Source organism: Roseateles sp. P5_E1, from assembly GCF_054049335.1.
Window position 1 is genome coordinate 17,079 of sequence record NZ_JBFUMN010000010.1, and the last position, 21,828, is coordinate 38,906.

Here is a 21,828-nt window from a genome sequence, read left to right on the forward strand (position 1 = left end):
CTGTTCCCTGACCCGCCGCAGGCCGGCCGGCGTAGCTTGTCGGGACACAGGAGATTCCATGGCCACATCCGCCCGCTCTATCGCTTCCCTGACCCTGAGTTTCGGCCTGGTCAACGTGCCCGTGCGCCTGTTCTCGGCCACCGAGGCGGGCGCTGACATCCGCTTCAACCTGCTGGCCAAGGACGGCGCGCGTCTCAAGCAGCAATACGTCAACGAGCGCACGAAGAAGGTTGTCGAGCGCAAGGATATGGTCAAGGGCTATGAGGTCGAGGACAACCAGTTTGTGCTCTTCACGCCGGAGGAGCTCAAGGCGCTGGAAGAGGGCAGCAGCCATGTCATCGAGATCGTCAGTTTCGTGCCGCTGGCTTCCATCGACCCGCTGTTCTACGACAAGAGCTATCTGCTCGCGCCGGACAAGCGCGGCGACAAGCCCTACGCCCTGCTTGCCGAAGCCTTGCGCCGCTCAGGCCGCTGCGCGCTGGCCAAGTGGTCGTGGAAGGCCAGGCAGTACGTGGTGCAGGTGCGCGCCAATGACGACGGGCTGATCCTGCAACAGCTGCGCTATGCCGCCGAGGTGCGCTCGCTGGCCGACCTCGACATCCCCAAGGCCAGCATCTCCAAGCCGGAGCTGCAGCTGGCCCTGCAGCTGGTGGACCAGATCGCGGCGGACAGCTTCGAGCCGGCGCTGTTCCACGACGAGGAGAAGGACCGGGTGCTGGCTGCCATCGAAGAGAAGGTCAAGGGCCGCAAGATCGTCGCTTCCACGCGCGAGGAGCATGGGCCGACAGGCGGYGGCCAGGTCATCGACCTGATGGACGCACTGCGCGCCAGCCTCGGCAGCAAGCCTGCTGGGAAGCCCGCCGTGAAGGCCGGCGGCAAGACGTCTGCCAAGGTCACGCCAATGCCGGCGCGCAAGGCGGCCACGCGCGATGCCGCCGAACCCGAGGCCGCAGCCCCCAAACGGCTGCGGGCGCGCAAGTAGCGCCTGACCCATGAGCAAGCCCCGCCCCGCCACCGCCGAGGCGCCGCTGGCGCGCTACAACGCCAAGCGCGACTTCAGCGGCACCGCCGAGCCCAAGGGGAGGCTGGGACGCCGCAAATCCAAGGCCTTGGGCTTCGTCATCCAGAAGCACTGGGCCTCGCACCTGCACTACGACTTCAGGCTCGAACTGGACGGCGTCATGGTCAGCTGGGCCGTGCCCAAGGGGCCGAGTTTCGACCCCGCCAAGAAGCAAATGGCCATCCATGTCGAGGACCACCCGGTCAGCTACAACAGCTTCGAGGGCGAGATTCCCAAGGGGCATTACGGCGCCGGTACCGTCATCATCTGGGACCGCGGCAGCTGGACGCCGGTCGGCGACCCGCGCGAGGGCCTGGCCAAGGGCAAGCTGATCTTCGAATTGCATGGCGAGAAGCTGGCCGGGCTGTGGGAGCTGGTGCGCATCTCCAAGCCGGGCGAGAAGAAGCAGGACCAGTGGATCCTGTTCAAGAAGCGCGGCGATGCCTGGGCGCGGCCGACGGCCGAATACGACGTCATCAGCGCCCTGCCGGACAGCGTCGTGGAAAAACCCCTGGGCCCCGTGGAGGAACGTGAACCGCGGGTGCGCGCACAGCCGCAGACGGCCGGCCCCGATCTGTCCCGCGCAAGGAAGGCGCCGTTCCCGAAGACGCTCGAGCTGCAGCTGGCAACGCTGATTGCCGCTGCGCCCGCAGACGGCGACTGGGTGATAGAGAACAAGTTCGACGGCTATCGCATGGGCGTGCGCATCAGCAAGGGCAAGGTCGCGCTGATCACGCGCAATGGCAATGACTGGACCGCGAAGCTGGCGCCGCTTGTCGATGAACTTGAGAAGCTCGGCATCGATCAGGCCTGGCTGGACGGTGAGATCGTCGTGTTGAACGAGCATGGCGTGCCGGACTTCAACCGGCTGCAGAACGCCATCGACAACGCGCACACGCAGGACATCGCCATGTTCCTGTTCGACCTGCCCTTCCTCGGCGACACCGACCTGCGCGAAGTGCCGCTGCGCAGCCGGCGCGCGGTGCTCAAAGAGCTGCTCGAAGGCCGCACCTCGGCCCGCGTTCGCTTCAGCGATGAGCTGCCGGCGGCGCCGTCGCAGGTGCTCGCCGCGGCCTGCCAGCTGGGCCTGGAAGGCGTGATGCTGAAGAAGGCCGACTCGCCCTATGTCTCCCGGCGCAGTGACAGCTGGCTCAAGCTGAAATGCCAGCGCCGCCAGGAATTCGTCGTCATCGGCTTCACCGACCGCACGAACTCGCCCCAGGAAGTTGGAGCCCTGATGCTGGGCTATCACCAGGACGGCAAGTTGCGCTCCGCCGGCTCGGTCGGCACCGGCTGGGCCTCGGCGCAGGGGCGCGAACTGCACCGGCAGTTGAGCAAGCTGCAGACGAAGACGCCGGCCATCGCCCCGGCGGCCGTCGAGCCGGGCCGCTGGTCGCGCCGCGCCCGGGGTAGCGAGCGCTGGGTGCGGCCGGAGATGGTGGTGGAAGTGGCCTTCGGCGAGTGGACGCCCGATGGCCATATCCGGCATGCGAGATTCGTTGGTGTGCGCGCCGACAAGGCGCCCAAGGCGATCCAGCGCGAGCAGGCCGCGGCGGTACGGCCTTCGCCCAGGACGAGCGTCAAGATCAGCCACCCCGACCGGGTCATCGACACCTCGACCGGGCTGCGCAAGATCGACCTGGTGCACTACTACGAGAGCGTCGCAGACCGCATCCTGCCGCACCTGAAGAACCGCCCCGTCTCCCTGGTGCGTGCACCGCAGGGCATCAGCGGGCAGCTGTTCTTCCAGAAGCATTCCGACAAGGAGATCCCGGGCATCGCGACCCTCGATCCGGCGCTGTGGCCGGAACACGAGGCGCTGATGTCCGTCGACAGCGTCGAAGGGCTCATCAACGCCGCCCAGCTCAATGTCGTCGAGTTCCACACCTGGAACTCCAAGGTCGGGCGCATCGACCTGCCGGACCGGATCGTGTTCGACCTGGACCCGGGCGAGGGCGTCAGCTGGGCGCATCTGCAGGAGGCGGCCGCCCTCACGCACACCATGCTCGAGGAGCTGGGCCTGAAGGCGTGGCTCAAGACCAGCGGTGGCAAGGGCCTGCATGTGGTGGTGCCGCTGGCGCCCAAGCTGGACTACGACACCGTCAAGGATTTCTCGCAAGCGGTCGTGGCCCACATGGCCGAGACCATCCCACAACGCTTCGTCGCCAAGAGCGGCAGCCGCAACCGCGTCGGCAAGATCTTCATCGACTACCTGAGGAACGGCTTCAGCCAGACGACTGCGACGGCGTTCTCTGCGCGGGCTCGGCCGGGATTGGGCGTCTCCATGCCCGTCAGCTGGGAGCAGCTCGGCTCACTGAAGAGCGGCGCGCAGTGGACCATCACGACGGCGCGCGAGTACCTGTCCTTCGAGAAGGAGGACCCGTGGCGCGACTACGCCAAGTCGCGGCAGACGCTGGCCACGGCGAGAAAGCGGCTCAAGCTGCCGTAGGCTCGCCCGCCAGCACGCGCTTCAGCGGTGCGCCGCTGACGGTCTCCTGCCCGAGCAGCAACTCGGTCAATGCGTCCAGGCGGTCACGCTTGTCCTCCAGCACGCTGCGGCATTCGGCCTGGGCACTCTCGAGCAGGGCGCGGGCCTCGTCCAGCAGCGACTTCTGTACGTCGGGGCCGATGAGTTCCTTCGGCACGCCGGCCATGCTGAGCAAGCCGAAGGTCTTGCCAAAGCCCATGGAGCCGATCATGTTGGTGGCGAGCTCGGACGCGCGCTTGAGGTCGTCGGCCGCGCCGGAGGAGGTGTTGCCGAAGGCGATCAGCTCGGCCTCGCGGCCCGCCAGCATCATCGCCAGGCGGGAGCGCAGCTCGCGTTCGCCGTACAGCGGCTCCTCGTGGGTGCGGGTCACATAGGTCACGCCCAGGGCCGGGCCGCGCGGCTCGATGCTGACGCGCTCGACACTGCCGGCCTCCAGCACATGGGCCACCAGCGCATGGCCGGATTCATGGAAGGCGATGCGGCGCAGCGTCTCGGGCGTGATGATGTCCTTGCTGTTGCTCACCTCGCCGCCGAGCTGGTGCGTCTCCAGCGACTGGTAGACGCGCTCCTCGCTGACATGGGCTTCACCCGCTTCAGCGGCGTAGGCGGCAGCGCGGTTGACGCAGTTGGCGATGTCCGCCGGCGACATGCCGGCCGCGGTGCGGGCGATGGACGGCAGGTCCATGCCGGTCGATGCCTTGATCTGGCCCAGGTAGAGGCCGAACAGCTGCTGGCGTTCGGGCACCGTGGGCATGGCCGTGCGCACGATGAGGTCGAAGCGGCCAGGCCGGCGCATGGCCTCGTCGATGTTGTCGATGTGGTTGGTGGCACCGACGATGACGACGTTCTCCAGCGAGGAGAAGCCGTCCATCTCCACCAGCAGGCGGTTGATGATGCGGTTCTGCTCCTGCTCGCCGCCACCCCCGCCGGCTTCCTTGCCGTTGCTGCGCCGGCCGATGCCGTCGATCTCGTCGATGAAGACGATGCAGGGCGCTGCGTCGCGGGCCTTCTTGAAGAGCTCCTTCACCTTGCCGATACCGGCGCCATAGAACATGGAGCTGAAGTAAGAGCCGTCGACGCTGATGAAGCTGGCGCCGCATTCGCCGGCCAGGGCCTTGGCCAGCAGCGTCTTGCCGGTGCCCGGCGGGCCGTCAAGCAGCACGCCGCGCGGCGCCTTGGCGCCCACGGCGGCGTATTGCTTGGGATCCTTCATGAAGGCTGCCACGCGGCGCAACGCCTTCTTGGCCTCTTCGGCGCCGATGACGTCGTCGAAGCGGGTCTTGGGCTTGTCGGCCAGGCGGGTACGCTGGCTCAAGGGGCCGCGCAGCTGCAGATAGACCAGCGGGCCGGCGATCAGCAGCATGACGAGCAGCGGCGCCAGCGCGCTCCCGGCCCGTTCCAGGGACTGGAACAGGCGCTGGCCGCCGGTACGCGCGTCGACGTCGATGTCGGTCAGCGCAAAGCCTTGGGCCACGCTGAGTTCGCCCAGGCGTGAGCCGATCTCGTTCTTGCAGCCCAGGCCGCAGTCGATGAGCCGCGTGCTGAATTGATGGCCGGCGCGGTCGGTGTAGAGCACCAGGCCGCCGCTGACACCGACGGCCGCAACGTCCTTGGCCTGCAGGGTGCGCTCGAACTCGGAAGCTTCACGCGGGTGGGCCAGCCATTGTTCGGGCGCCTTCTCGAAGGCGAGGGCGGTCGCGTTCTTGCGGGCCTGCACCTCGCTGGTCGTGCGCTCGTGCAAGGTCGACAGGCCGAACAAGGCCAGCAGCGCCGTGACGACGATGGCGGCAATGATGAGTTTCTGACGCAAGCCCGGCGTGGGGGTGTTGCTGGCGCTGTCCATGGTGTTCGGGCGACTTCGGGAACTGCAATCCATGCAGACTAACGGCCCGGTGCCCGCGCCGCGCGTGCGTTATCGAGGTTGGGCTGAGGTCGTTTGCAACAGCTGTTCCAAGTGCGGAAAACTGCCCAGAACGCAAAAAGGGCCTGATCGCGAGATCAGGCCCTTGGTGCTTCTTCTTGTTCTGGTGCCGGCAAGAGGAGTCGAACCCCCGACCTTCGCATTACGAATGCGCTGCTCTACCAACTGAGCTATGCCGGCCTCACGCGTCCCGCAGGCGGGATCAGCGAAGCCCGAGATCATAGCGCAACTGCTGTGAGCCGCCAAGATCGGCTTGCTTTTCGGGCGGCAGGACGCAAACTCCGGCGCATGAAAAAAATCAGGATTCTGCTGCTGGGGGCGTGGATGCTGGGCGCCACGGCGCTGACCCAGGCCGAGGATGGGCGCTTCGATGTCGCCACCCGCGAGGGCGTCGTCACGCCGGTGTTCTGGCAGGCCGCCGAAGGTGCGCGGGCGACGGTGCTGCTGTTTCCTGGCGGCAGCGGGGGCTTCGGTCGCATCGAAGCGGGGCGGCCGATGAGCCGCAATTTCCTGGTCCGCTCCGCCGGGGAGTTCGCCGCGCGCGGCTACAACGTCGCCATCTTCGGCAAGCCGAGCGACACGCCCGATCTGGGCTACAGCGAGCGCATCTCGGATGCCCACATGACCGACATCCGCGAAGTGCTGAAGGCCGTCAGGCAGAAGTCGCCATTGCCGGTCTGGTTGGTCGGCACCAGCCGTGGAACGGTGTCGGCCACGGCGGCGGCCATCCGATTGCAGGGGGAGATCGCCGGCCTGGTGTTGACGTCCAGCATTGTCGCCTGGGACAAGCCGGGCGCCGTGCCGCGCCAGGAGTTGTCGGCCATCCGCGTGCCGGTGCTGGTGCTGCACCACGCCAAGGACCAGTGCCGGCAGACCCTGCCTCATGACGTGGGCTACATCCCGCGCGGGCTGACGGCTGCGCCAGTGAAGAAGCTGGTCGTGGTCGACGGCGGCGCCGACCCGACGGGCGACGCCTGCGAGGCCCTCCACTGGCACGGCTTCATCGGCATGGAGGCCGAGGCCGTCCAGCTCATCACAGGCTGGATGGACCGGCCTATGCCATAGACGCTTCTTGGTACGCTTCTCAGGACGCGTCGAGATGATAGGCCGCGATACGCTCGACCTCGTTCTTGGAGCCCAGGGCCACGGCCACGCGTTCGTGCAGCTTGGTCGGCTTCAGGTCCATGATGCGTTCGCTGCCGGTGGTGGCCACGCCACCGGCCTGCTCGACGAGGAAGGCCATCGGGTTGGCCTCGTACAGCAGGCGCAGCTTGCCGGGCTTGTCGGGTTCGCGCTGGTCCCAGGGGTACATGAAGACACCGCCGCGGGTSAKGATGCGGTGCACGTCGGCCACCATSSWGGCCACCCARCGCATGTTGAAGTCCTTGCCACGAGGCCCCGTGGAGCCGGCCAGGCACTCGTCGATGTAGCGGCGCACCGGCGGCGCCCAGTGGCGCAGGTTGGACATGTTGATCGCGAATTCCTTGGTGTCTTCCGGAATCCTGACCTGGTCCTGCGTCAGAACCCAGGAGCCGGTCTCGCGATCCAGCGTGAAGACAGCCACGCCGTCGCCCACCGTCAGCACCAGCATGCTCTGCGGACCATAGACGCAGTAGCCGGCCGCCGCCTGCTGCTTGCCGGGCTGCAGGAAGTCTTCCTCGCTCACGCCGCGCGAATGCCCCACCTTGCGCAGCACGCTGAAGATGGTGCCGATGGACACGTTGACGTCGATGTTGCTGGAGCCGTCCAGCGGGTCGAACAGCAGCAGGTATTCACCCTGGGGGTAGCGATTCGGCACGACGTAGATGCCGTCCATCTCCTCGCTGGCCATGGCCGCGAGGTGGCCGCCCCATTCATTGGCCTCGATCAGCACCTCGTTGGCGATGATGTCGAGCTTCTTCTGCACCTCGCCCTGCACGTTCTCGCTGCCGGCGGTGCCCAGCACGTCACCCAGCGCCCCCTTGTTGACGGCGATGGCGATGCGCTTGCAGGCGCGCGCGACGACCTCGATCAAGAGGCGCAGTTCCTGCGGGATGTGGCCGTGCTCGCGCTGCTGCTCGACGAGGTATTGGGTCAGGCTGGTTTGACGAGACATCGATCAGCCTCCCGAGGCCAGCGCGMGTTCGACGATCTCGCGCACGTCGCTCGACAGATCAGGCTTGGCGGCAACGCGCGCGACGGCCTCGCGGGCGGCGCTGCGGTAGGGCTCGGCCAGCACGGCCCAACGGTCCATCGCGCGGGCGAGGCGGCTGGCCAATTGCGGGTTGATGGCGTCGATGGCGAGCACCTGTTCGGCCCAGAACACATAGCCGGCCGCGTCGGCGCGGTGGAACGCAGCCGGGTTGAACATGTACAGCGAGGCCAACAGGCTGCGCGCGCGGTTCGGGTTCTTGAGTGTGAAGTCGGCATGCTTGGTCAGCGCCTTGGCACGCGCGAACACACGGCCATCGGCCTCGGGCGCGCGCGCCTGGAGCGAGAACCACTTGTCGACCACCAGCGCATCGTCCTTGAACAGCGCGTGGAAGCGCTGCAGGGCCGGTGCGGCCAGCTCGGCGTTTGCGTTCACCAGGGCGGCCAGCGCGCCGAGACGCTCGGTCATGTTGGACGCGTCCTTGAAGCGCTGGTAGGCCTTGCCCGGCCAGACGGTGTCGCCCGTGGCCTGCGCATCCAGCACGAGCATGGACAGGGCCAGGTTGGCCAGCGCCCGCTTGCCGGACGAGACCGGGTCGGGCGTGTAACCACCGCTGATCTGGTTGGCCTCGAAGGCCGCGGCCCAGTCGTCGCGCAGGGCGGCGGCGAGCTGGGTTTGCGCGGCCATGACGGCAGCGTGGATGGCCTGTGGGTCGACGACGTCGAGCTGCTCGGCGATATAGGCCTCGCCAGGCAGGGTCAGGGCCAGTTCCTTGAAGGCCGGGTCCAGCTCGGGATGGTTGAGCAGGACCCGCATCGCGTCGATGAAGACGGGGCTCAGCACCAGCGGCTGGCCCGCGCGCAGCGAATGCAGGATGCGGTTCAGCGCCAGGCGCTGGCCGGCTTCCCAGCGGTTGAAAGGGTCGCTGTCGTGGCGCATCAGCACGATCAGGCCGGCGTCGGACAGGCCGTCCTCCAGCACCACCGGCGCCGAGAAGCCGCGCATCAGCGAGGGCACGGGCTCGCTGTCGATGTTCTCGAAGATGAAGGTCTGCTCGGCCTGGTCCAGTACCACCACGCCCTCGGTGTCGCCCTGGGCGTTCACGGGCAGGGCGGCGCCGTGGCGGTCCAGCAGACCCATGACGATGGGGATCACCTGGGGCTGCTTGTCGCCCTGGCCCGGCGTGGCGGGTGTGGTCTGCGTGAAGCGCAGCGTGAAGGTGCGGGCGGCGGCGTCATGCTCGCCGCGGGCGGTCACGCGCGGCGTGCCGGCCTGCGAGTACCAGCGCTTGAAAGTGTCCAGGCGCGTAGCGAGGCCCGAGCCGGGGTTGGCGTCGGCAATCGCCTGCGCGAAGTCGTCGCAGGTCACGGCCTGGCCGTCGTGGCGCTCGAAGTAGAGCTTCATGCCCGCCTCGAAGCCCTTGCGGCCGACCAGCGTCTGGTACATGCGCACGACCTCGGCGCCCTTCTCGTAGACGGTGGCCGTGTAGAAGTTGTTGATCTCGCYGTAGCTGTCCGGGCGCACCGGGTGGGCCATGGCGCCGCTGTCCTCGGGGAACTGCGCGGCTCGCAGCTGGCGCACGTCCTGGATGCGGCAGACGGCACGGGCCGACGGCGTGCCGGCCATGTCCATCGAGAACTCCTGGTCGCGGAAGACGGTCAGGCCTTCCTTGAGCGACAGCTGGAACCAGTCGCGGCAAGTGACGCGGTTGCCGGTCCAGTTGTGGAAATACTCGTGGGCGACGATGGACTCGATGCGGTTGAAGTCCGCATCCGTTGCGGTGGCGGGCGAGGCGAGCAGGGCGCTGGTGTTGAAGATGTTCAGGCCCTTGTTCTCCATCGCGCCCATGTTGAAGTCGGACACGCCGACCACCATGAAGCGCTCCAGGTCCAGCGGCAGGCCGAAGCGGGCCTCGTCCCAGACGATGGAGGCGATCAGCGAGTTCATCGCATGCTCGGTCTTCTCCAGGTCGCCGCGGCGCACGTAGACCTGCAGCAGGTGGTCCTTGCCGGCGCGGGTGCGGATGCGCTGCTCGCGCGCCACCAGGTCGCCGGCGACGACGGCGAACAGATAGCTGGGCTTGGGGAAGGGGTCGGCCCAGACGGCGAAGTGGCGGCCGTTGTCGAGCGTGCCGCTGTCGACCAGATTGCCGTTGGACAGCAGCACCGGGTAGAGGGTGGCGTTAGCGCGCAGCGTGACCGTGTAGACGGCCATCACGTCGGGGCGGTCCAGGAAATAGGTGATGCGGCGGAAGCCCTCGGCCTCGCATTGTGTGAAGAAGCTGCCGCCCGAGGTGTACAGGCCGGAGAGGGCCGTGTTCTTGTCTGGGCAAGTGGTGTTGCGGATCTCGAGCGCGAAGTCGGCGTCGGGTGCGCCTTCGATGATGAGCTCGTTACCTTCCTGGCGGAAGGAGACGCTCGCGCCGTCGATCAGCACGCGCAGCAGGTTCAGTTCCTCGCCGTGCAAACGCAGCGGGCCGTGGGGCACGGCGCGGTTGCGCTCGATCTGCATCTTGCTGGTGACCAGGGTCTTGGCCGGGTCGAGATCGAAGGTCAGGTCGACCTTGCGGATCCAGAACGCCGGTTGCTGGTAGTCCAGGCGTTGGATCAGGGTGGCATTGCCTTCACGCATTGGGGCTTCCTTGGAAATCGGTCAGTTCAGTCGAAGCGCTGCGCGCCAGCCGGAACGCGGGCGCGCAGTGCTTCAGGGAGGGCATCAAACGCCCTGTTTCAGCGACTCCGTGATGAACGGGTCGAGATCGCCGTCCAGCACCTTCTGCGTGGCAGACGTTTCGTAGTTGGTGCGCAGGTCCTTGATGCGGCTCTGGTCCAGCACATAGGAGCGGATCTGGTGGCCCCAGCCGACGTCGGTCTTGGTGTCTTCCAGCTTCTGCTGTTCTTCCTGGCGCTTGCGCATCTCATGGTCGTACAGGCGCGAGCGCAGGCGCTTCCAGGCGACGTCGCGGTTGCTGTGCTGGCTGCGGCCGTCCTGGCACTGCACGACGATGCCGGTCGGGATGTGCGTCAGGCGCACGGCCGAGTCGGTCTTGTTGATGTGCTGGCCACCAGCGCCCGAGGCGCGGAAGGTGTCGGTGCGCACGTCGGCCGGGTTGATGTCGATCTCGATGCTGTCATCCACCTCGGGGTAGACAAACAGCGACGCGAACGAGGTGTGGCGGCCGCCGGAGCTGTCGAACGGGCTCTTGCGCACCAGGCGGTGCACGCCGGTCTCGGTGCGCAGCAGGCCGAAGGCGTACTCGCCCTCAACCTTGATGGTCGCGCTCTTGAGGCCTGCCACGTCGCCGGGCGTCTCGTCTTCCAGCGTCGCCTTGAAGCCCTTGCGCTCGCAGTACTTCAGGTACTGGCGCAGCAGCATGCCGGCCCAGTCGCAGGCTTCGGTGCCGCCGGCGCCGGCCTGGATGTCGATGAAGCAGTTCAGCGGGTCGGCCGGGTTGTTGAACATGCGGCGGAACTCGAGTTCCTCGACCTTGGCCTGCAGCGCGGCGGCGTCCTGTTCGATGGCCAGCATGCCGGCTTCGTCGCCTTCCTCGCGGCTCATCTCGAACAGCTCGGTGTTGTCCGCCAGCGAGCTGGTCAGCGTCGTGATCGTGTCGACGACGGCCTCCAGCGTGCGCTTTTCCTTGCCCAGTTCCTGGGCGCGCTTCTGGTCGTTCCAGACGTTGGGATTCTCGAGGGAGGCGTTGACCTCGTTCAGTCGCAGTGCTTTGCGGTCGAAGTCAAAGATACCCCCTTAGCGCGTCGGTACGCGCTGTGAGGTCGGCCAGGTTGTTGCCGATTTGGTTGATGTGTTCGATGTCCATGACGGTCGCTTGGTTCTTGGCGAAACGCGGATTTTCTCATGGGTGAGAATGGCCGCCATGACAGCTCCGCTGCGCGACGACTATTGGCGCCGCACCCGCCGCCTGACGGTGTGGTTGCTGCTGGCGTGGGCAATCGTCGGTTTTGTGCCTGTGTTCTTTGCGCGCGAACTCAGCGTCGAGGTGTTCGGCTGGCCGCTGGCCTTCTGGCTGGCCTCGCAGGGTGCGCTGCTGGGCTTTTGCGCCATCGTCATCGTCTACGCGAGACAGATGGACAAGTTGGAGGCCGAGTTCAGCGAGCCTCGGTCCTGAACAGGCGCCGGGCTTCGGCCTCGCCGACGTAGCGCGCGTAGAGCTGCTGGATCCAGCCTTCGCGCCTCAGCAGGGTGATCTGGGCCTGCAGCAGCTGAACGTCGTCCTCGGTGACGGTGGTGCGGTTCAGGTAAAGGCCGATGGGTTCGGTGCCGGCCTCCGGCAGGTCGACGACGATGCTGTGCGCCGGCAGTGCGCCATCCCGCTTGAGCTTGGCATGGATCATGTTGGGAATGATGGCTGCCTGGATGCGCCCGGCCGTCAGCTTGGCCGCCAGGTTGTTGAAGTCGGGCGAATACTCGGCCTGTCGCGAGGCCAGCAGCGGTGCGATCCGTTCCTCCAGCACCTCACCTACGCGCACGCCTCGGACGATACCGAGCTTGAGGTCGGGCCGGCCGACAAAGGCCTCCAGCGAGCGCGGCCCGCGCTCCGACGCGACGATCAGATCCAGTTCCGTGAAGGCATAGGGCAGGAAGTGCCCGACCCGGTCGCGGTCGGCGGCGCGCATGGCCGAGGTCAGCACGTCGATGCTGCCGTGCTCGAAGTCCAGCAGCACGCGCGCACGAGGCGCGTAGCGCAGGGTCAGCTTGCAGCCACTGCGCCGGGCCAGCTCGTCCAGCAGATCGGGCACGACGCCTTGGATATGGCCGTCGCGCAGGAAGGCTGAATAGCCGAGGTCGGAGATGCCGACGCTGAGTTCTCGCGAGCAGCCCGCCTGCGCGCCTGCGGCAGCCAGCGCGAGCAGCAACCCGATGGCAGGCTGCCTCATGTCTTCGACAGGAAGGGCTCAAGCACGGCGGCCAACGCTTCGGGTTGGTCGTGGTGCAGCATGTGGCCGGCGTCCGGCAGCACGGCCTTCTCCAGCTGTGGCACCAGGGCCAGGCGGGCCTCGAAGTCTTCACGCGGGTAGCGAGTGCCCCAGAAGCGCGTCAGCTGGTCGTCGCTGCCCTCGACCCACAGCGTGGGCGCGGTGATGCGCTGCCAGCAGGCCAGCACCTCGGCCTTGCGGTAGAGCATGGGGTTGGCCAGCTTGTGGGCCGGGTCGGCATTGAGCTGGAAGCCCTCGGGCGTTTCACGCGACCAGTGCTGGGCCAGCCAGGCGGCCTTGGTCGCCGGCAGGCGGGGGTTGTTCTTCATCAACCGCTCGGCCACGTCGGCCAGCGTCGCATAGGGCCGCAGCGAGGGCGGGTCCTTCAGCTCGTCCAGCCATTTGGCCAGCCGCTCGGGCGCGGCGGCGGGCGAGATGTCGGGCATGCCAAAGCCTTCGAGATTGACGAGGCGACGGATGCGCTGCGGGCGAACCCCGGCATAGCTCATGGCCACATTGCCGCCCATGCTGTGGCCCAGCAGGTCCACCGGCGCGCCCGGGCTCAGCGCATCGAGCAGGGCGTCGAGGTCGCCGAGGTAGTCCGGGAACCAGTAACTGTCGGCACCCGTCGTCGCGCTGAGGCCGAAGCCGCGCCAGTCCAGCGCAATGATCTCGCGCTCCTGCTGCAGGGCGTCGACGACGAACTGGAAGGACGCGCCGACGTCCATCCACCCATGCACCATGACCAGGGGCGGGCGGCCCGGCAAGGGCTGACCCCAGCGCAGGATGTGATGGCGCAGGCCGCGCAGGATCAGAAATTCGCTGCGGTGGGCGCGGCGCGGGGAATAGACATCGGGCATATCCGCACTGTAGGACACGGCAGTGCGCTGACAATGGCCACCATGCCCGCACCCCGCCACGACATCCGCGCCGCCGAGCCGCGCGATCTGAAAGCCATCGTCCAGTTGATCAGCGAGCTCGCCGAGTTCGAGAACCTGACCCATCTGTTGCAAGTCACGCCAGAGAAGCTCGAGCCGCATCTGTTTGGCGATGCTCCCGCGGCCGAGTGCCTGGTTGGCATGGTGGACGGTGAGGTGGTCGCCTTTGCGCTGTTCTATACCAACTTCTCGACCTTCCTGGCCAAGCCCGGCCTCTATCTGGAAGATCTGTATGTGCGCCCAGCCCACCGCCGCAGCGGCCTGGGCAAGGCGCTGATCATCGAGCTGGCCCAGACAGCCTGCGAGCGCGGCTATGGCCGTTTCGACTGGACGGTGCTGGACTGGAATGAGGACGCCATCCGCTTCTATGAAGGCCTGGGCGCCGACGTCATGCCGGAGTGGCGCATCTGCCGCCTGACCGGCGACGCGCTGGAGCGCTATGCCGACGGCGACCGGCCGAGCATGTGGTCGCCGTCCGCCTGGTTGGGCCTCTGAACAGACACTGCCGGTCCGTCTTTTAGGGGCCGAGCGCCGGGCCGCTCCCTAGCCGGCCCCTCTGGCGATGTGCTTGCCGGTCGATCCGGCAAGCATCGCCGTCCCCCTGGGGGACCGACTGGGCGTGCCGCGTCCAGCGGGCAAGACCAGGCGAGGGGCTCCCTGCTCAGTGCAATCCATTAGCCCGGGCATTGCCGGGCTGGCTAGCATTCGCCCCCTTGTCCCAACCGGGGGTGGCCCATGGCGGAAGACCGATACGAGCAGCTGCACGGCGCCTTTCGCTGGCAGGTGCCCCAGGACTTCAACATCGCCGAGGCCTGCTGCGGGCGCTGGGCGCGCGACACGCCCAACGCCACGGCCATTTATTTCGACAGCGAAAGCGGCTGCCGAGCCCACTACAGCTACGCGCAATTGCAGCGGGCCGCCAACCGGCTGTCCAACGCGCTGCTGGACCAGGGTGTACGCCGCGGCCATCGTGTGGCCATCGTGCTGCCGCAGCGCTTCGAGACGGCCGTCGCCCACATCGCGATCCAGCAGATTGGCGCGGTCGCCATGCCACTGTCCATGCTTTTCGGCGCCGAGGCGCTGGAGTACCGGCTGCAGGACAGCGGTGCCGTGCTCGCCATTGCCGCCTGCGAAGCCCTGCCGGCCCTGCGCGAGGTCAAGGCGCGCTGCCCGGCGCTGCGCCGCATCCTGGTCGTGGGCGAATGCCCGGTGGATTGCGACGAGCTGCCGTGGATGCAGGCCCTGCAGGCCGAGGAGGCGCGCTTCAAGCCAGTGGCCACTCAGGCCGACGACCCGGCCATCCTGATCTACACCAGCGGCACCACCGGCAACCCCAAGGGTGCACTGATCCCACAGCGGGCGTTGATCGGCAACCTGGCTGGCTTTGTCGCCAGCCAGAACTGGTTCGGTTTCGATCCATTTCCCGATGTCACTGAGACGATCAGGCCCTCTTCCCTGGGGAAGAGGGAGCGGGAGATGGGGGGCGGCAATGAAGGGCCTCGGCCCAGCAAAGGGCTCCAGAAGACGGACGCCGTCTTCTGGAGCCCTGCCGACTGGGCCTGGACCGGCGGCCTGATGGACGCCTTGCTGCCTACGCTCTACTTCGGCCGCCCCATCGTCGCCTGGCAAGGCCGTTTCTCGGCTGCCAAGGCCTTCGAGCTGATGGCGGCCTACGGCGTCACGCATGCCTTCCTGTTCCCGACGGCGCTCAAGGCCATGATGAAGGCCGAGCCTCGCCCGAAGCGCCATGCGCTGAAGCTGCGCGCACTGATGAGCGCCGGCGAGGCCGTTGGCGACGCGGTGTTCAACTGGTGCCGCGATGCGCTGGGTGTGCCCGTCAACGAGATGTTCGGCCAGACGGAGATGAATTACGTCGTCGGCAATTGCCAGGCCCTGTGGCCGGCCAAACCCGGCAGCATGGGCCGGGCCTACCCGGGCCACCGCGTGGCGGTCATCGATGACGAGGGCCGGGAATGCGCGCCCGGCGAGACCGGTGAGGTGGCCGTGAACGCGCGCGACCGCCATGGCGCGCCCGACCCCGTCTTCTTCCTTGGCTACTGGAACAACGAGGCCGCGACGAAGGCCAAGTTCACGGGTGACTGGTGCCGCACTGGCGACCTCGCCCGCAGCGACCGGGACGGCACGCTCTGGTACGAAGGCCGGGCGGACGACGTCTTCAAGGCGGCGGGCTATCGCATCGGCCCCGGCGAGATCGAGAACTGCCTGCTCAAGCATGCGGCCGTGGCGAATGCGGCCGTCGTGCCCAAGCCGGATGCGGAGCGCGGCGCGCTGGTGAAGGCCTATGTCGTGCTGGCCGAGGGCCATGCTGGCAGCACCGCGCTGGTGGAGGCCCTGCAGGCCCATGTGAAGGCGCGCCTGGCGCCCTACGAGTACCCCAAGGAAATCGAGTTCATCGCCGCGCTGCCGATGACGACGACGGGGAAGGTGCAGCGGCGCGTGCTGCGGCTGCGCGAGCAGGAACGGGCCACGGCCGGCACGGCGTCGCCGTAGCGCTGCCGGCGCCGCCGGGGTTCAGTCCTTCAGGGGTGAAATGCCTTGCACCGGCCCGATCAGGCGTTCGAACAGGCTTTTGAGCCGCTCGACCCGCGCACGGTCACGCATGAAGGCGCGGAAGTCCTCGGGGCTGGTGTTGTATTTGTCGATCGACTGGTAGCCGGTTGGCGGCGCGACATCGTCGCGGATCGGGAACCGCTGCGGGTTCGAGGCCACCGGCAGCGACAGCGTCCAGCTGACGTACAGCTTCGCTGCGGCGGGATGCTTCGCATCCTTGAAGATCGCGCCGGTCTGCGCCCAGGTCAGGAAGGGATCGCGGGTCGGCAGCACAAAGCGGAGGCTGGACGACTCCACCGGCACGAGGTTGCCTGACGTCCCGGTTGACACGGCGTACTTGCCGGCTTCGACGGCGTCGCGCGGCGTCTGCGTGCCGCGCACCCACTGCACGCCGTTGGCCTGCAGCTTCTCGATGAAGCCGATGCCGTACTTCTGGACGATCTTGTCGAACACGTACAGCACCGCATCGTCGTCGTGCGGGTAGGTGATGACGATTCGGTTCTTGAACTCCGGCTTCAGGAAATCGGCATAGTCGCGCGGCGCGTTCTCTGCCGTGACCGTGGTCTTGTTGTAGCTGTTCGCGAAGGTCAGCATGAACAGGCCCGTGAAGCGCGCCTGCGGATCCTTGTAGGCTGCCGGGACGTGGTCCCAGCCCGTCGGCTTGTACGGCAGCAGCAAGCCGCGCGCAGCCCAGTCGTCGAAATCGTGCAGCGTCTGCAGGTGGGCGACGTCGACCTTCAGGTCCTTGCGCAGCAGTTCCTCCTCGATGCGTGCATCGTGGTACTTGCTGAGGTCGACGACGAGGTTCAGCTTCATGCCGGGAAACTGGCGCTCGAAGGCCGCCTTGATGCCAAAGCCCTGCGTGACCTCGTCACCGCCGGCGTATACCGTCAGCGCGCCGCCTTCCTTCAAGGCGGCCTGGTAAAGGTCTTGCAGCGTGTGGCCGGCGCCGTCGCGCTCGACGCCGACGGTGGCGGGCGCCGCAGCCTGGGCTTGTGCCGGCAGGGATGCGGCAGGCGCCAACGACACGGCCAGCGCCAGCCATGCCAGCTTGCGCGCGAGGGCAGTGCCGGCGGCCGGGCGGACAACCTCGGAGTCGGGGTGGGGGATGGCGCGTGCTTTCATCGGAACTCCTTGCGGATGGTCGATGACGGCACTCTATTGATTCGAAATCAGCCGATAAAGCCGGTTTCGATCAATTGGTTGTCAACTGAATCGATTTAATGAATGCCCTTCCAGGCCGCGAAGACGAGCCAGTTCAGGCGGCGCGGTTGCGCAATCTCAGCAGGCTCAGGCCCAGCAGCACGAAGAGCCCGCCCGAGATGCGGTTGAACAGCCGCAGATGCCGTGCCTCGGTCAGGAAGCGGCGCAGCGAGCGGAACAGGCCCACATAGGTCGCGTGTGACACCAGGGCCAGCACGGTGAAGGTCAGGGTCAGCAGCAGGGTCTGCAGCAGCAATGAATGGCCGGGCGTCAGGAACTGGGGGAACAGCGCTGTGAAGAACAGGATGGCCTTGGGGTTGGTGACGGCCACGCCCATGCCTTGCAGGAATAGCCTGGCCGGCGTCGTCGGCTGGTTGATAGACGTTGTGGCGTCCAGTCGCATCGGCGCGCTGCGCCACTGCCTGACGCCGAGATAGATCAGGTAGCCGGCGCCGATGAATTTGACGACGAGGAAGGCCGAGGCGGACACCGCCAGCAGCGCGCCCATGCCTGCCGTCGCCGCACCCGACACGATGAAGAGCCCCGCTGCGTTGCCCAGCGAGCTGAACATCGTGTGCCGCGGCCCCACGGCCATCGCATTGGAGATCGCCAGCAGCACGCCGGGGCCAGGTGAGAAGGTGGCGAGCAGGGCGACGCCGCAGAACAGCAGCCAGGTCGAGAAGGGCATAGAACGTGCGAATGGAGCGGCGATCCGGCCAGTCTATGCAAGGCCTCAAGACCGTGCGCGCTGGTAGTGCAATCGCCAGAGCAGTGCCCAGGTCTTGCCGCCGTCATTGCTGCCTTCCCAGTCCCAGTTGAAGCTGTCGGGCTTGATGTCGTAGAAGCGCATGCGCTGGCCCTTGAGCTGCTCGCCCACGGGCTTGAAATCGGTCGCGAAGAAGCGGGTCTCGCCGATGCTGCCGCCGGTCAGCGCGAAGAAGCCGCCCTGGTTGTCGGCCCAGGCCTGGCGCCAGACGCCGGCCTTGTCGAGTACCGACAGCGAGCGGCCCAGCAGCCGCGGCGCGGTGGCCGGGTCGCCTTCGAAGTTCTCCTCGATGACCTGGCCGTCGAGGATCTTGCCGACACGGTTGCGAGCCTGGCCCGGGCTGCCGTTGGCGTTCTGCCAGGTGACGATCCAGTCGCCGACCCAGAAATCAAACAGCTCGGCCGGCGTGGCGGCCTGGGCGGGCGAGAGCAGGGCGGCAAACAGGGCAGCGGCAAGGAGCTGGCGCATGGCGGGTGTGGGCAGTGATGAAGTCGCCAGCCTAGGCGTGCAGCGCAGGTGGCGGTGTTGCAGAAATTGCTGCTCGACACCGGCTTGTCGAAAACGACGCCCACCGTTCGTCGTAGCGTGGGCACTCCCGCGGGTGCCCTGTTTCGCAACTTCGAGGACCGCCATGCCACTCCAGATCATTGACCGACCCGCCGTCACCGTCGTGGGCCTGCAGATCCGCACGACGCCGATGTCGCCCGATATCCCGGCCCTGTGGCCGCGCTTCGTGGCCCGCATCCCCGAGATCACGCCGGCCACCGAGGCCAAGACCACCTACGGCGTCATGCACAACCAGTCTAACGCCGGCTTCGACTACCTCGCCTGCGTGGCCGTCGAGCCGTCGGCCGCCGTGCCGGCGGGCATGACGAAGCTGACGTTGCCAGCCGGGCGCTACGCGTTTTTCAGCTTTCCGTTTTCAAAGCTGGGAGAGGGCTTCGGCGACATCTTCGAGCGCCAACTGCCGGCTTCGGCATACGTCCAAGCCGCCGGCCCGTTGTTCGAGCGCTATGGCCCTGACTTCTGTCCTGACGAACCCGGATCGCCGGTCGAGGTCTTTGTGCCGGTGGCGCCCAAGGCCAAAGGGGGTTGAAAGGGGCAGGGCACGAGGATTGCCCCGGCGGCCGCGTCGCCATGCTTTCAGCCAAGGAGCAAACCATGCCCGCCCCGCCGATCCGTCGCCTGAACTTCGCGCTGCCGGCCTTGCTGGTGCTGGCCTTGCTGGGCGCCTGCCGGCGTGAGGTGCCGCCGCCCCCTGCGCCTCCGGCCGAGCCGCTGCCCAAGGTGGCGCCCAGCACCGATCTGCGCGGCGCCTCCGACCACCCACAGGCGCCGCCCGCCGTGGGCGCGATGACGGCCGGGCAGGACGGGGGCGGTGCGCGCCAAGGGCCCATGCAGCCCAGCGGCGGCGACGGCACCGCGGCTGCGTCTGCAGCGAGCGGGCCGCGGTAAGCCGGGCGAGTCTCCTAGACTCGCGCACATGATCCTGCGCGAGCTGCCCGACCTGGCGCCGCGGCCGCTGACGGCCGCGAACGCGGGCTTCCGGCAGTGGTTCGCGCAGCATTGGGGGCATGAGAACGCCGTCGTCATGGGGTGGTCTCGTGACGTCGAGTTCCCGCCGCACACGCAGACGCTGTCCATCAAGCGGGCCTGGGGCGGTGAAGGCGAGGACTATCTGCTGCCGGGCCGGCGGCTGCGTGTCGACGCGCAGCACTGCCTGATCCTGAACCAGGGCGGCCACTACGGTGCGCGCATCCGCAGCTGCGAGCCGGTGCTGAGTTTTGGCGTATTTTTCCGGCCCGGCATGGCCGCAGAGGTCGCCCATGCGGCGCGCCAGACCGTGCACGAGGCGCTCTCGGCCGACGGCGAGGGCGGGCGGCTGGCAGCGGGGTTTGCCGAGCATCTGCGCCCAGCTGATGGCGCAGTGAATAAGGAGCTGACCCAGCTGCGCGACGCTCTCTTCGCCGGCCGGGGCGCGATGCTTGGTGATGCCGGCGATGAAGCCTGGCTGGAGGAGCGCATGCAGTCGCTGTTGTGGCGCATGTTGGAAGCCGAGCCCGGCTGGCGTTCCCGTGGCGGTCATCTGGCGGCGTTGAGCCGAAGCCAGCATGCCGAGCTGCTCGCCCGCCTGGACCACGCGACCGATTTCATGCTGAGTTGCCATGCCGAGCCGCTGACGTTGGACGCCATCGCCGCGGTGGCGCGGCTTTCCAAATACCACTTCGTGCGTTGCTTCCGCGCGCTGCAGGGCTGCACGCCCATGGCCTGGCTCGCGCGGCAGCGCACCGAGCATGCGTTGCGGTTGCTGCAGGACCCGGCGCTGTCGCTGGACGAGGTCGCAGCGCGCAGCGGCCTGGGCTCACGCCAGACGCTGTTTCGCCAGCTCAAGCGGCGCGGCGGCACCAGCGGACGGGTGCTGCGCGATGCCGCTCACTTGCACTTGTAGGGCTTGCCGACCATGCCGATCGCCCGCGGGGCGACGCTGCCGTTGAACTGGTCCATGTCGGCAATGCGTGAGCGGAAGATTTCGACGCAGGTGTTGCCGCGGCGCATGACGGTGCGGCGGTCCCCGAGTGCGCCGACAGCCTGGGAGCGGTTCTCGCCGGTGCTTTCCTCGACCCAGGCGCCTGCCCCGCCGGTGGCGTCAGCGATGCGGTCCTCGAACGTCGGCCGCGCCGTGTTGCTGCGCGGGTCGCTCAGCGCCGGGTTGCGTGCGGCGGCTGACGACGCGGCATAGCCGGGCGGCAGAGTCAAGCGCAGCGCCGTGCGTGGCGGCTCGGCCGGTGCCGTGGTGGCAGGAACGGTTTCGGCCGGCGCGGTGGRCGCAGGGATGGCGGCGCCAGGCGCCTCGGTCCTGAAGGGCAGGGGCGCGATGTCGGGAAGCTCGGGCTCCGGCTTGCGCGGCACTGGGGCGATGGACGGCGCAGGCGGCGGCGCCTGCTGCAGGCGTGGCGCCAGCAGGCGCACCGTCGTCACGCGCCGCTCGCCGGGGTGGTGCAGCGGTGGCGGCCGGTGCAGCCACAGCGCGGCCAGCAAGGCCAGGTGCAGCCCGCCAACCAGGCCGCGCGCGATCCAGCGGTGGTTCATGCCTTACAGCTTGACGCTGAGCTTGCTGCTGGCCGGTGGCAGCAGCCGGGCCGCGTCGGGCCAGCTCTCCTGGCCGGTCAGCAATGTGCAGGGGCGGCCCTTCTCGCCGGGCTTGGCGTCTGGGTCGCGCTCGCCCACTGCCTGAGGCAGCGGCAAGCCGAGCAGTTGGCCACTCTCACGCCACTCCAGCTCCCAGGTGGGCGTGGCCGAGCACACGCGCACGGCTTCGATGCGCGGGAACAGCCARCGCAAGTACCAAGGCAGCAGTTCCTCGCGCAATGTGCGCGCGACGCGCAAGGTCTGGCGCACCTTGGCCATCGTCAGCTGTTCGGGCGGAACGGTCAGCTCGATGGTGCCGCGCACGGCCATCTGGCCCTTGGGCGCGTTGGTCGCGAAGTCGGCCGTCCTGGCCTCGGCCTCGGGCAGCAGGGGCAGGTCGAAGCGGCCCTCGCCGTCGACCGGGATCGGGTGGTCGGCCTCGTCGCTTCGCACCACCATGCGTAGCTCAGGCAGAGGCAGTTTGGTCTTCTCGGCGTCGACCTTGAAGTCCATGCGGAACAGCCCCTCGCCGTGCTTGCTCAGCTTGGTCAGCAGCTCGTTGATGCGCGCATAGGGCAGCACGCTCTTGTCGCGCTTGAGGTCGGTCTGGACGGGCGGCAGGACTTCGGTCTGCGCGTGGGCGGCGCAGGCTGCGAGCAGCAGGCAAGGGATCAGAAAGCGCAT

General features: G+C 67.8%; 20 protein-coding genes and 1 tRNA gene. 9 read left to right on the top strand and 12 right to left on the bottom strand.

From position 1 onward, the window contains the following. The first annotated feature begins 58 nt into the window (after positions 1-58). The gene (ku, locus tag ACXJKJ_RS11570; RefSeq protein WP_457390193.1) at positions 59-982 is read left to right on the top strand and encodes a non-homologous end joining protein Ku; all 924 of its coding nucleotides are present in this window, start codon (positions 59-61) and stop codon (positions 980-982) included. Positions 983-992: 10 nt separating this feature from the next. Beyond that, positions 993-3,509, top strand: coding sequence for a DNA ligase D (gene ligD, locus ACXJKJ_RS11575; RefSeq protein ID WP_457390194.1), 2,517 nt, complete (start codon positions 993-995; stop codon positions 3,507-3,509). Here the strand turns inward: ligD and ACXJKJ_RS11580 are convergent. Continuing rightward, positions 3,496-5,391 (bottom strand): AAA family ATPase, encoded by a 1,896-nt coding sequence (locus tag ACXJKJ_RS11580; protein ID WP_457390195.1) that lies wholly within the window; start codon positions 5,389-5,391, stop codon positions 3,496-3,498. The two genes, ligD and ACXJKJ_RS11580, sit on opposite strands and share 14 nt — an antisense overlap. Before the next feature lie 182 nt (positions 5,392-5,573). Beyond that, a tRNA-Thr gene (locus tag ACXJKJ_RS11585) sits at positions 5,574-5,649 on the bottom strand. Between the two features lie 108 nt (positions 5,650-5,757). On the opposite strand from ACXJKJ_RS11585, the gene ACXJKJ_RS11590 reads away from it, so the two are divergent. Then, positions 5,758-6,534, top strand: coding sequence for an alpha/beta hydrolase (locus ACXJKJ_RS11590; RefSeq protein ID WP_457390196.1), 777 nt, complete (start codon positions 5,758-5,760; stop codon positions 6,532-6,534). A 19-nt stretch (positions 6,535-6,553) separates the two neighbouring features. On the opposite strand, the gene ACXJKJ_RS11595 is transcribed toward ACXJKJ_RS11590, so the two are convergent. The 3 genes from ACXJKJ_RS11595 to prfB all read right to left on the bottom strand — a co-directional run bounded on the left by ACXJKJ_RS11595 (position 6,554) and on the right by prfB (position 11,420). Continuing rightward, positions 6,554-7,564 (bottom strand): class 1 fructose-bisphosphatase, encoded by a 1,011-nt coding sequence (locus tag ACXJKJ_RS11595; RefSeq protein ID WP_457390197.1) that lies wholly within the window; start codon positions 7,562-7,564, stop codon positions 6,554-6,556. Between the two features lie 3 nt (positions 7,565-7,567). Beyond that, entirely contained in the window at positions 7,568-10,231 is a 2,664-nt protein-coding gene (gene pepN / locus ACXJKJ_RS11600) for an aminopeptidase N (RefSeq protein WP_457390198.1), read from the bottom strand. Between the two features lie 84 nt (positions 10,232-10,315). After that, positions 10,316-11,420, bottom strand: a protein-coding gene (prfB, locus tag ACXJKJ_RS11605; RefSeq protein WP_157281678.1) for a peptide chain release factor 2 whose coding sequence is annotated in 2 segments (ribosomal slippage) — positions 10,316-11,338 and positions 11,340-11,420 — 1,104 coding nt in all. Because the reading frame shifts where the segments join, the coding sequence is not laid out codon by codon here. A 57-nt stretch (positions 11,421-11,477) separates the two neighbouring features. Here prfB and ACXJKJ_RS11610 point away from each other — a divergent pair. Further along, positions 11,478-11,729 carry a DUF4212 domain-containing protein gene (locus ACXJKJ_RS11610; RefSeq protein ID WP_457323661.1) on the top strand — a complete coding sequence of 84 codons (252 nt, stop codon included), beginning with the start codon at positions 11,478-11,480 and terminating at the stop codon, positions 11,727-11,729. On the opposite strand, the gene ACXJKJ_RS11615 is transcribed toward ACXJKJ_RS11610, so the two are convergent. Together ACXJKJ_RS11615 and ACXJKJ_RS11620 are read right to left on the bottom strand one after the other, a co-directional pair. Beyond that, a complete protein-coding gene (locus ACXJKJ_RS11615) occupies positions 11,710-12,498 on the bottom strand; it encodes a substrate-binding periplasmic protein (RefSeq protein ID WP_457390199.1) in 789 nt (262 codons plus the stop codon). The two genes, ACXJKJ_RS11610 and ACXJKJ_RS11615, sit on opposite strands and share 20 nt — an antisense overlap. Then, positions 12,495-13,415 carry an alpha/beta fold hydrolase gene (locus ACXJKJ_RS11620; RefSeq protein WP_457390201.1) on the bottom strand — a complete coding sequence of 307 codons (921 nt, stop codon included), beginning with the start codon at positions 13,413-13,415 and terminating at the stop codon, positions 12,495-12,497. The genes ACXJKJ_RS11615 and ACXJKJ_RS11620 overlap by 4 nt, the downstream gene beginning before the upstream one ends. Positions 13,416-13,430: 15 nt before the next feature. On the opposite strand from ACXJKJ_RS11620, the gene ACXJKJ_RS11625 reads away from it, so the two are divergent. Continuing rightward, positions 13,431-13,970 carry a GNAT family N-acetyltransferase gene (locus tag ACXJKJ_RS11625; protein ID WP_200955294.1) on the top strand — a complete coding sequence of 180 codons (540 nt, stop codon included), beginning with the start codon at positions 13,431-13,433 and terminating at the stop codon, positions 13,968-13,970. Between the two features lie 240 nt (positions 13,971-14,210). Beyond that, positions 14,211-15,986 carry an acyl-CoA synthetase gene (locus tag ACXJKJ_RS11630; RefSeq protein WP_457323664.1) on the top strand — a complete coding sequence of 592 codons (1,776 nt, stop codon included), beginning with the start codon at positions 14,211-14,213 and terminating at the stop codon, positions 15,984-15,986. A 21-nt stretch (positions 15,987-16,007) separates the two neighbouring features. Here ACXJKJ_RS11630 and ACXJKJ_RS11635 read toward each other — a convergent pair whose 3' ends face one another. The 3 genes from ACXJKJ_RS11635 to ACXJKJ_RS11645 form a co-directional block, all read right to left on the bottom strand. After that, a complete protein-coding gene (locus ACXJKJ_RS11635) occupies positions 16,008-17,171 on the bottom strand; it encodes an ABC transporter substrate-binding protein (RefSeq protein WP_457390202.1) in 1,164 nt (387 codons plus the stop codon). Positions 17,172-17,304: 133 nt separating this feature from the next. Further along, a complete protein-coding gene (locus tag ACXJKJ_RS11640) occupies positions 17,305-17,937 on the bottom strand; it encodes a LysE family translocator (protein WP_457390203.1) in 633 nt (210 codons plus the stop codon). A 45-nt stretch (positions 17,938-17,982) separates the two neighbouring features. Beyond that, positions 17,983-18,483 (bottom strand): hypothetical protein, encoded by a 501-nt coding sequence (locus ACXJKJ_RS11645; RefSeq protein WP_457390204.1) that lies wholly within the window; start codon positions 18,481-18,483, stop codon positions 17,983-17,985. Between the two features lie 163 nt (positions 18,484-18,646). On the opposite strand from ACXJKJ_RS11645, the gene ACXJKJ_RS11650 reads away from it, so the two are divergent. The 3 genes from ACXJKJ_RS11650 to ACXJKJ_RS11660 all read left to right on the top strand — a co-directional run bounded on the left by ACXJKJ_RS11650 (position 18,647) and on the right by ACXJKJ_RS11660 (position 20,464). Beyond that, a complete protein-coding gene (locus ACXJKJ_RS11650; protein WP_457390205.1) occupies positions 18,647-19,111 on the top strand; it encodes a GyrI-like domain-containing protein in 465 nt (154 codons plus the stop codon). Positions 19,112-19,176: 65 nt separating this feature from the next. Further along, on the top strand, positions 19,177-19,470 hold the full coding sequence (locus ACXJKJ_RS11655) for a hypothetical protein (RefSeq protein ID WP_457390206.1): 294 nt from the start codon (positions 19,177-19,179) through the stop codon (positions 19,468-19,470). A gap of 28 nt (positions 19,471-19,498) precedes the next feature. Next, positions 19,499-20,464 (top strand): helix-turn-helix domain-containing protein, encoded by a 966-nt coding sequence (locus tag ACXJKJ_RS11660; RefSeq protein ID WP_457390207.1) that lies wholly within the window; start codon positions 19,499-19,501, stop codon positions 20,462-20,464. Here the strand turns inward: ACXJKJ_RS11660 and ACXJKJ_RS11665 are convergent. Then, complete coding sequence (locus ACXJKJ_RS11665; protein WP_457390208.1) at positions 20,449-21,105, bottom strand: hypothetical protein; 657 nt, start codon at positions 21,103-21,105, stop codon at positions 20,449-20,451. The genes ACXJKJ_RS11660 and ACXJKJ_RS11665 overlap by 16 nt on opposite strands. Before the next feature lie 3 nt (positions 21,106-21,108). Continuing rightward, the gene (locus ACXJKJ_RS11670) at positions 21,109-21,828 is read right to left on the bottom strand and encodes a hypothetical protein (RefSeq protein WP_056198656.1); all 720 of its coding nucleotides are present in this window, start codon (positions 21,826-21,828) and stop codon (positions 21,109-21,111) included.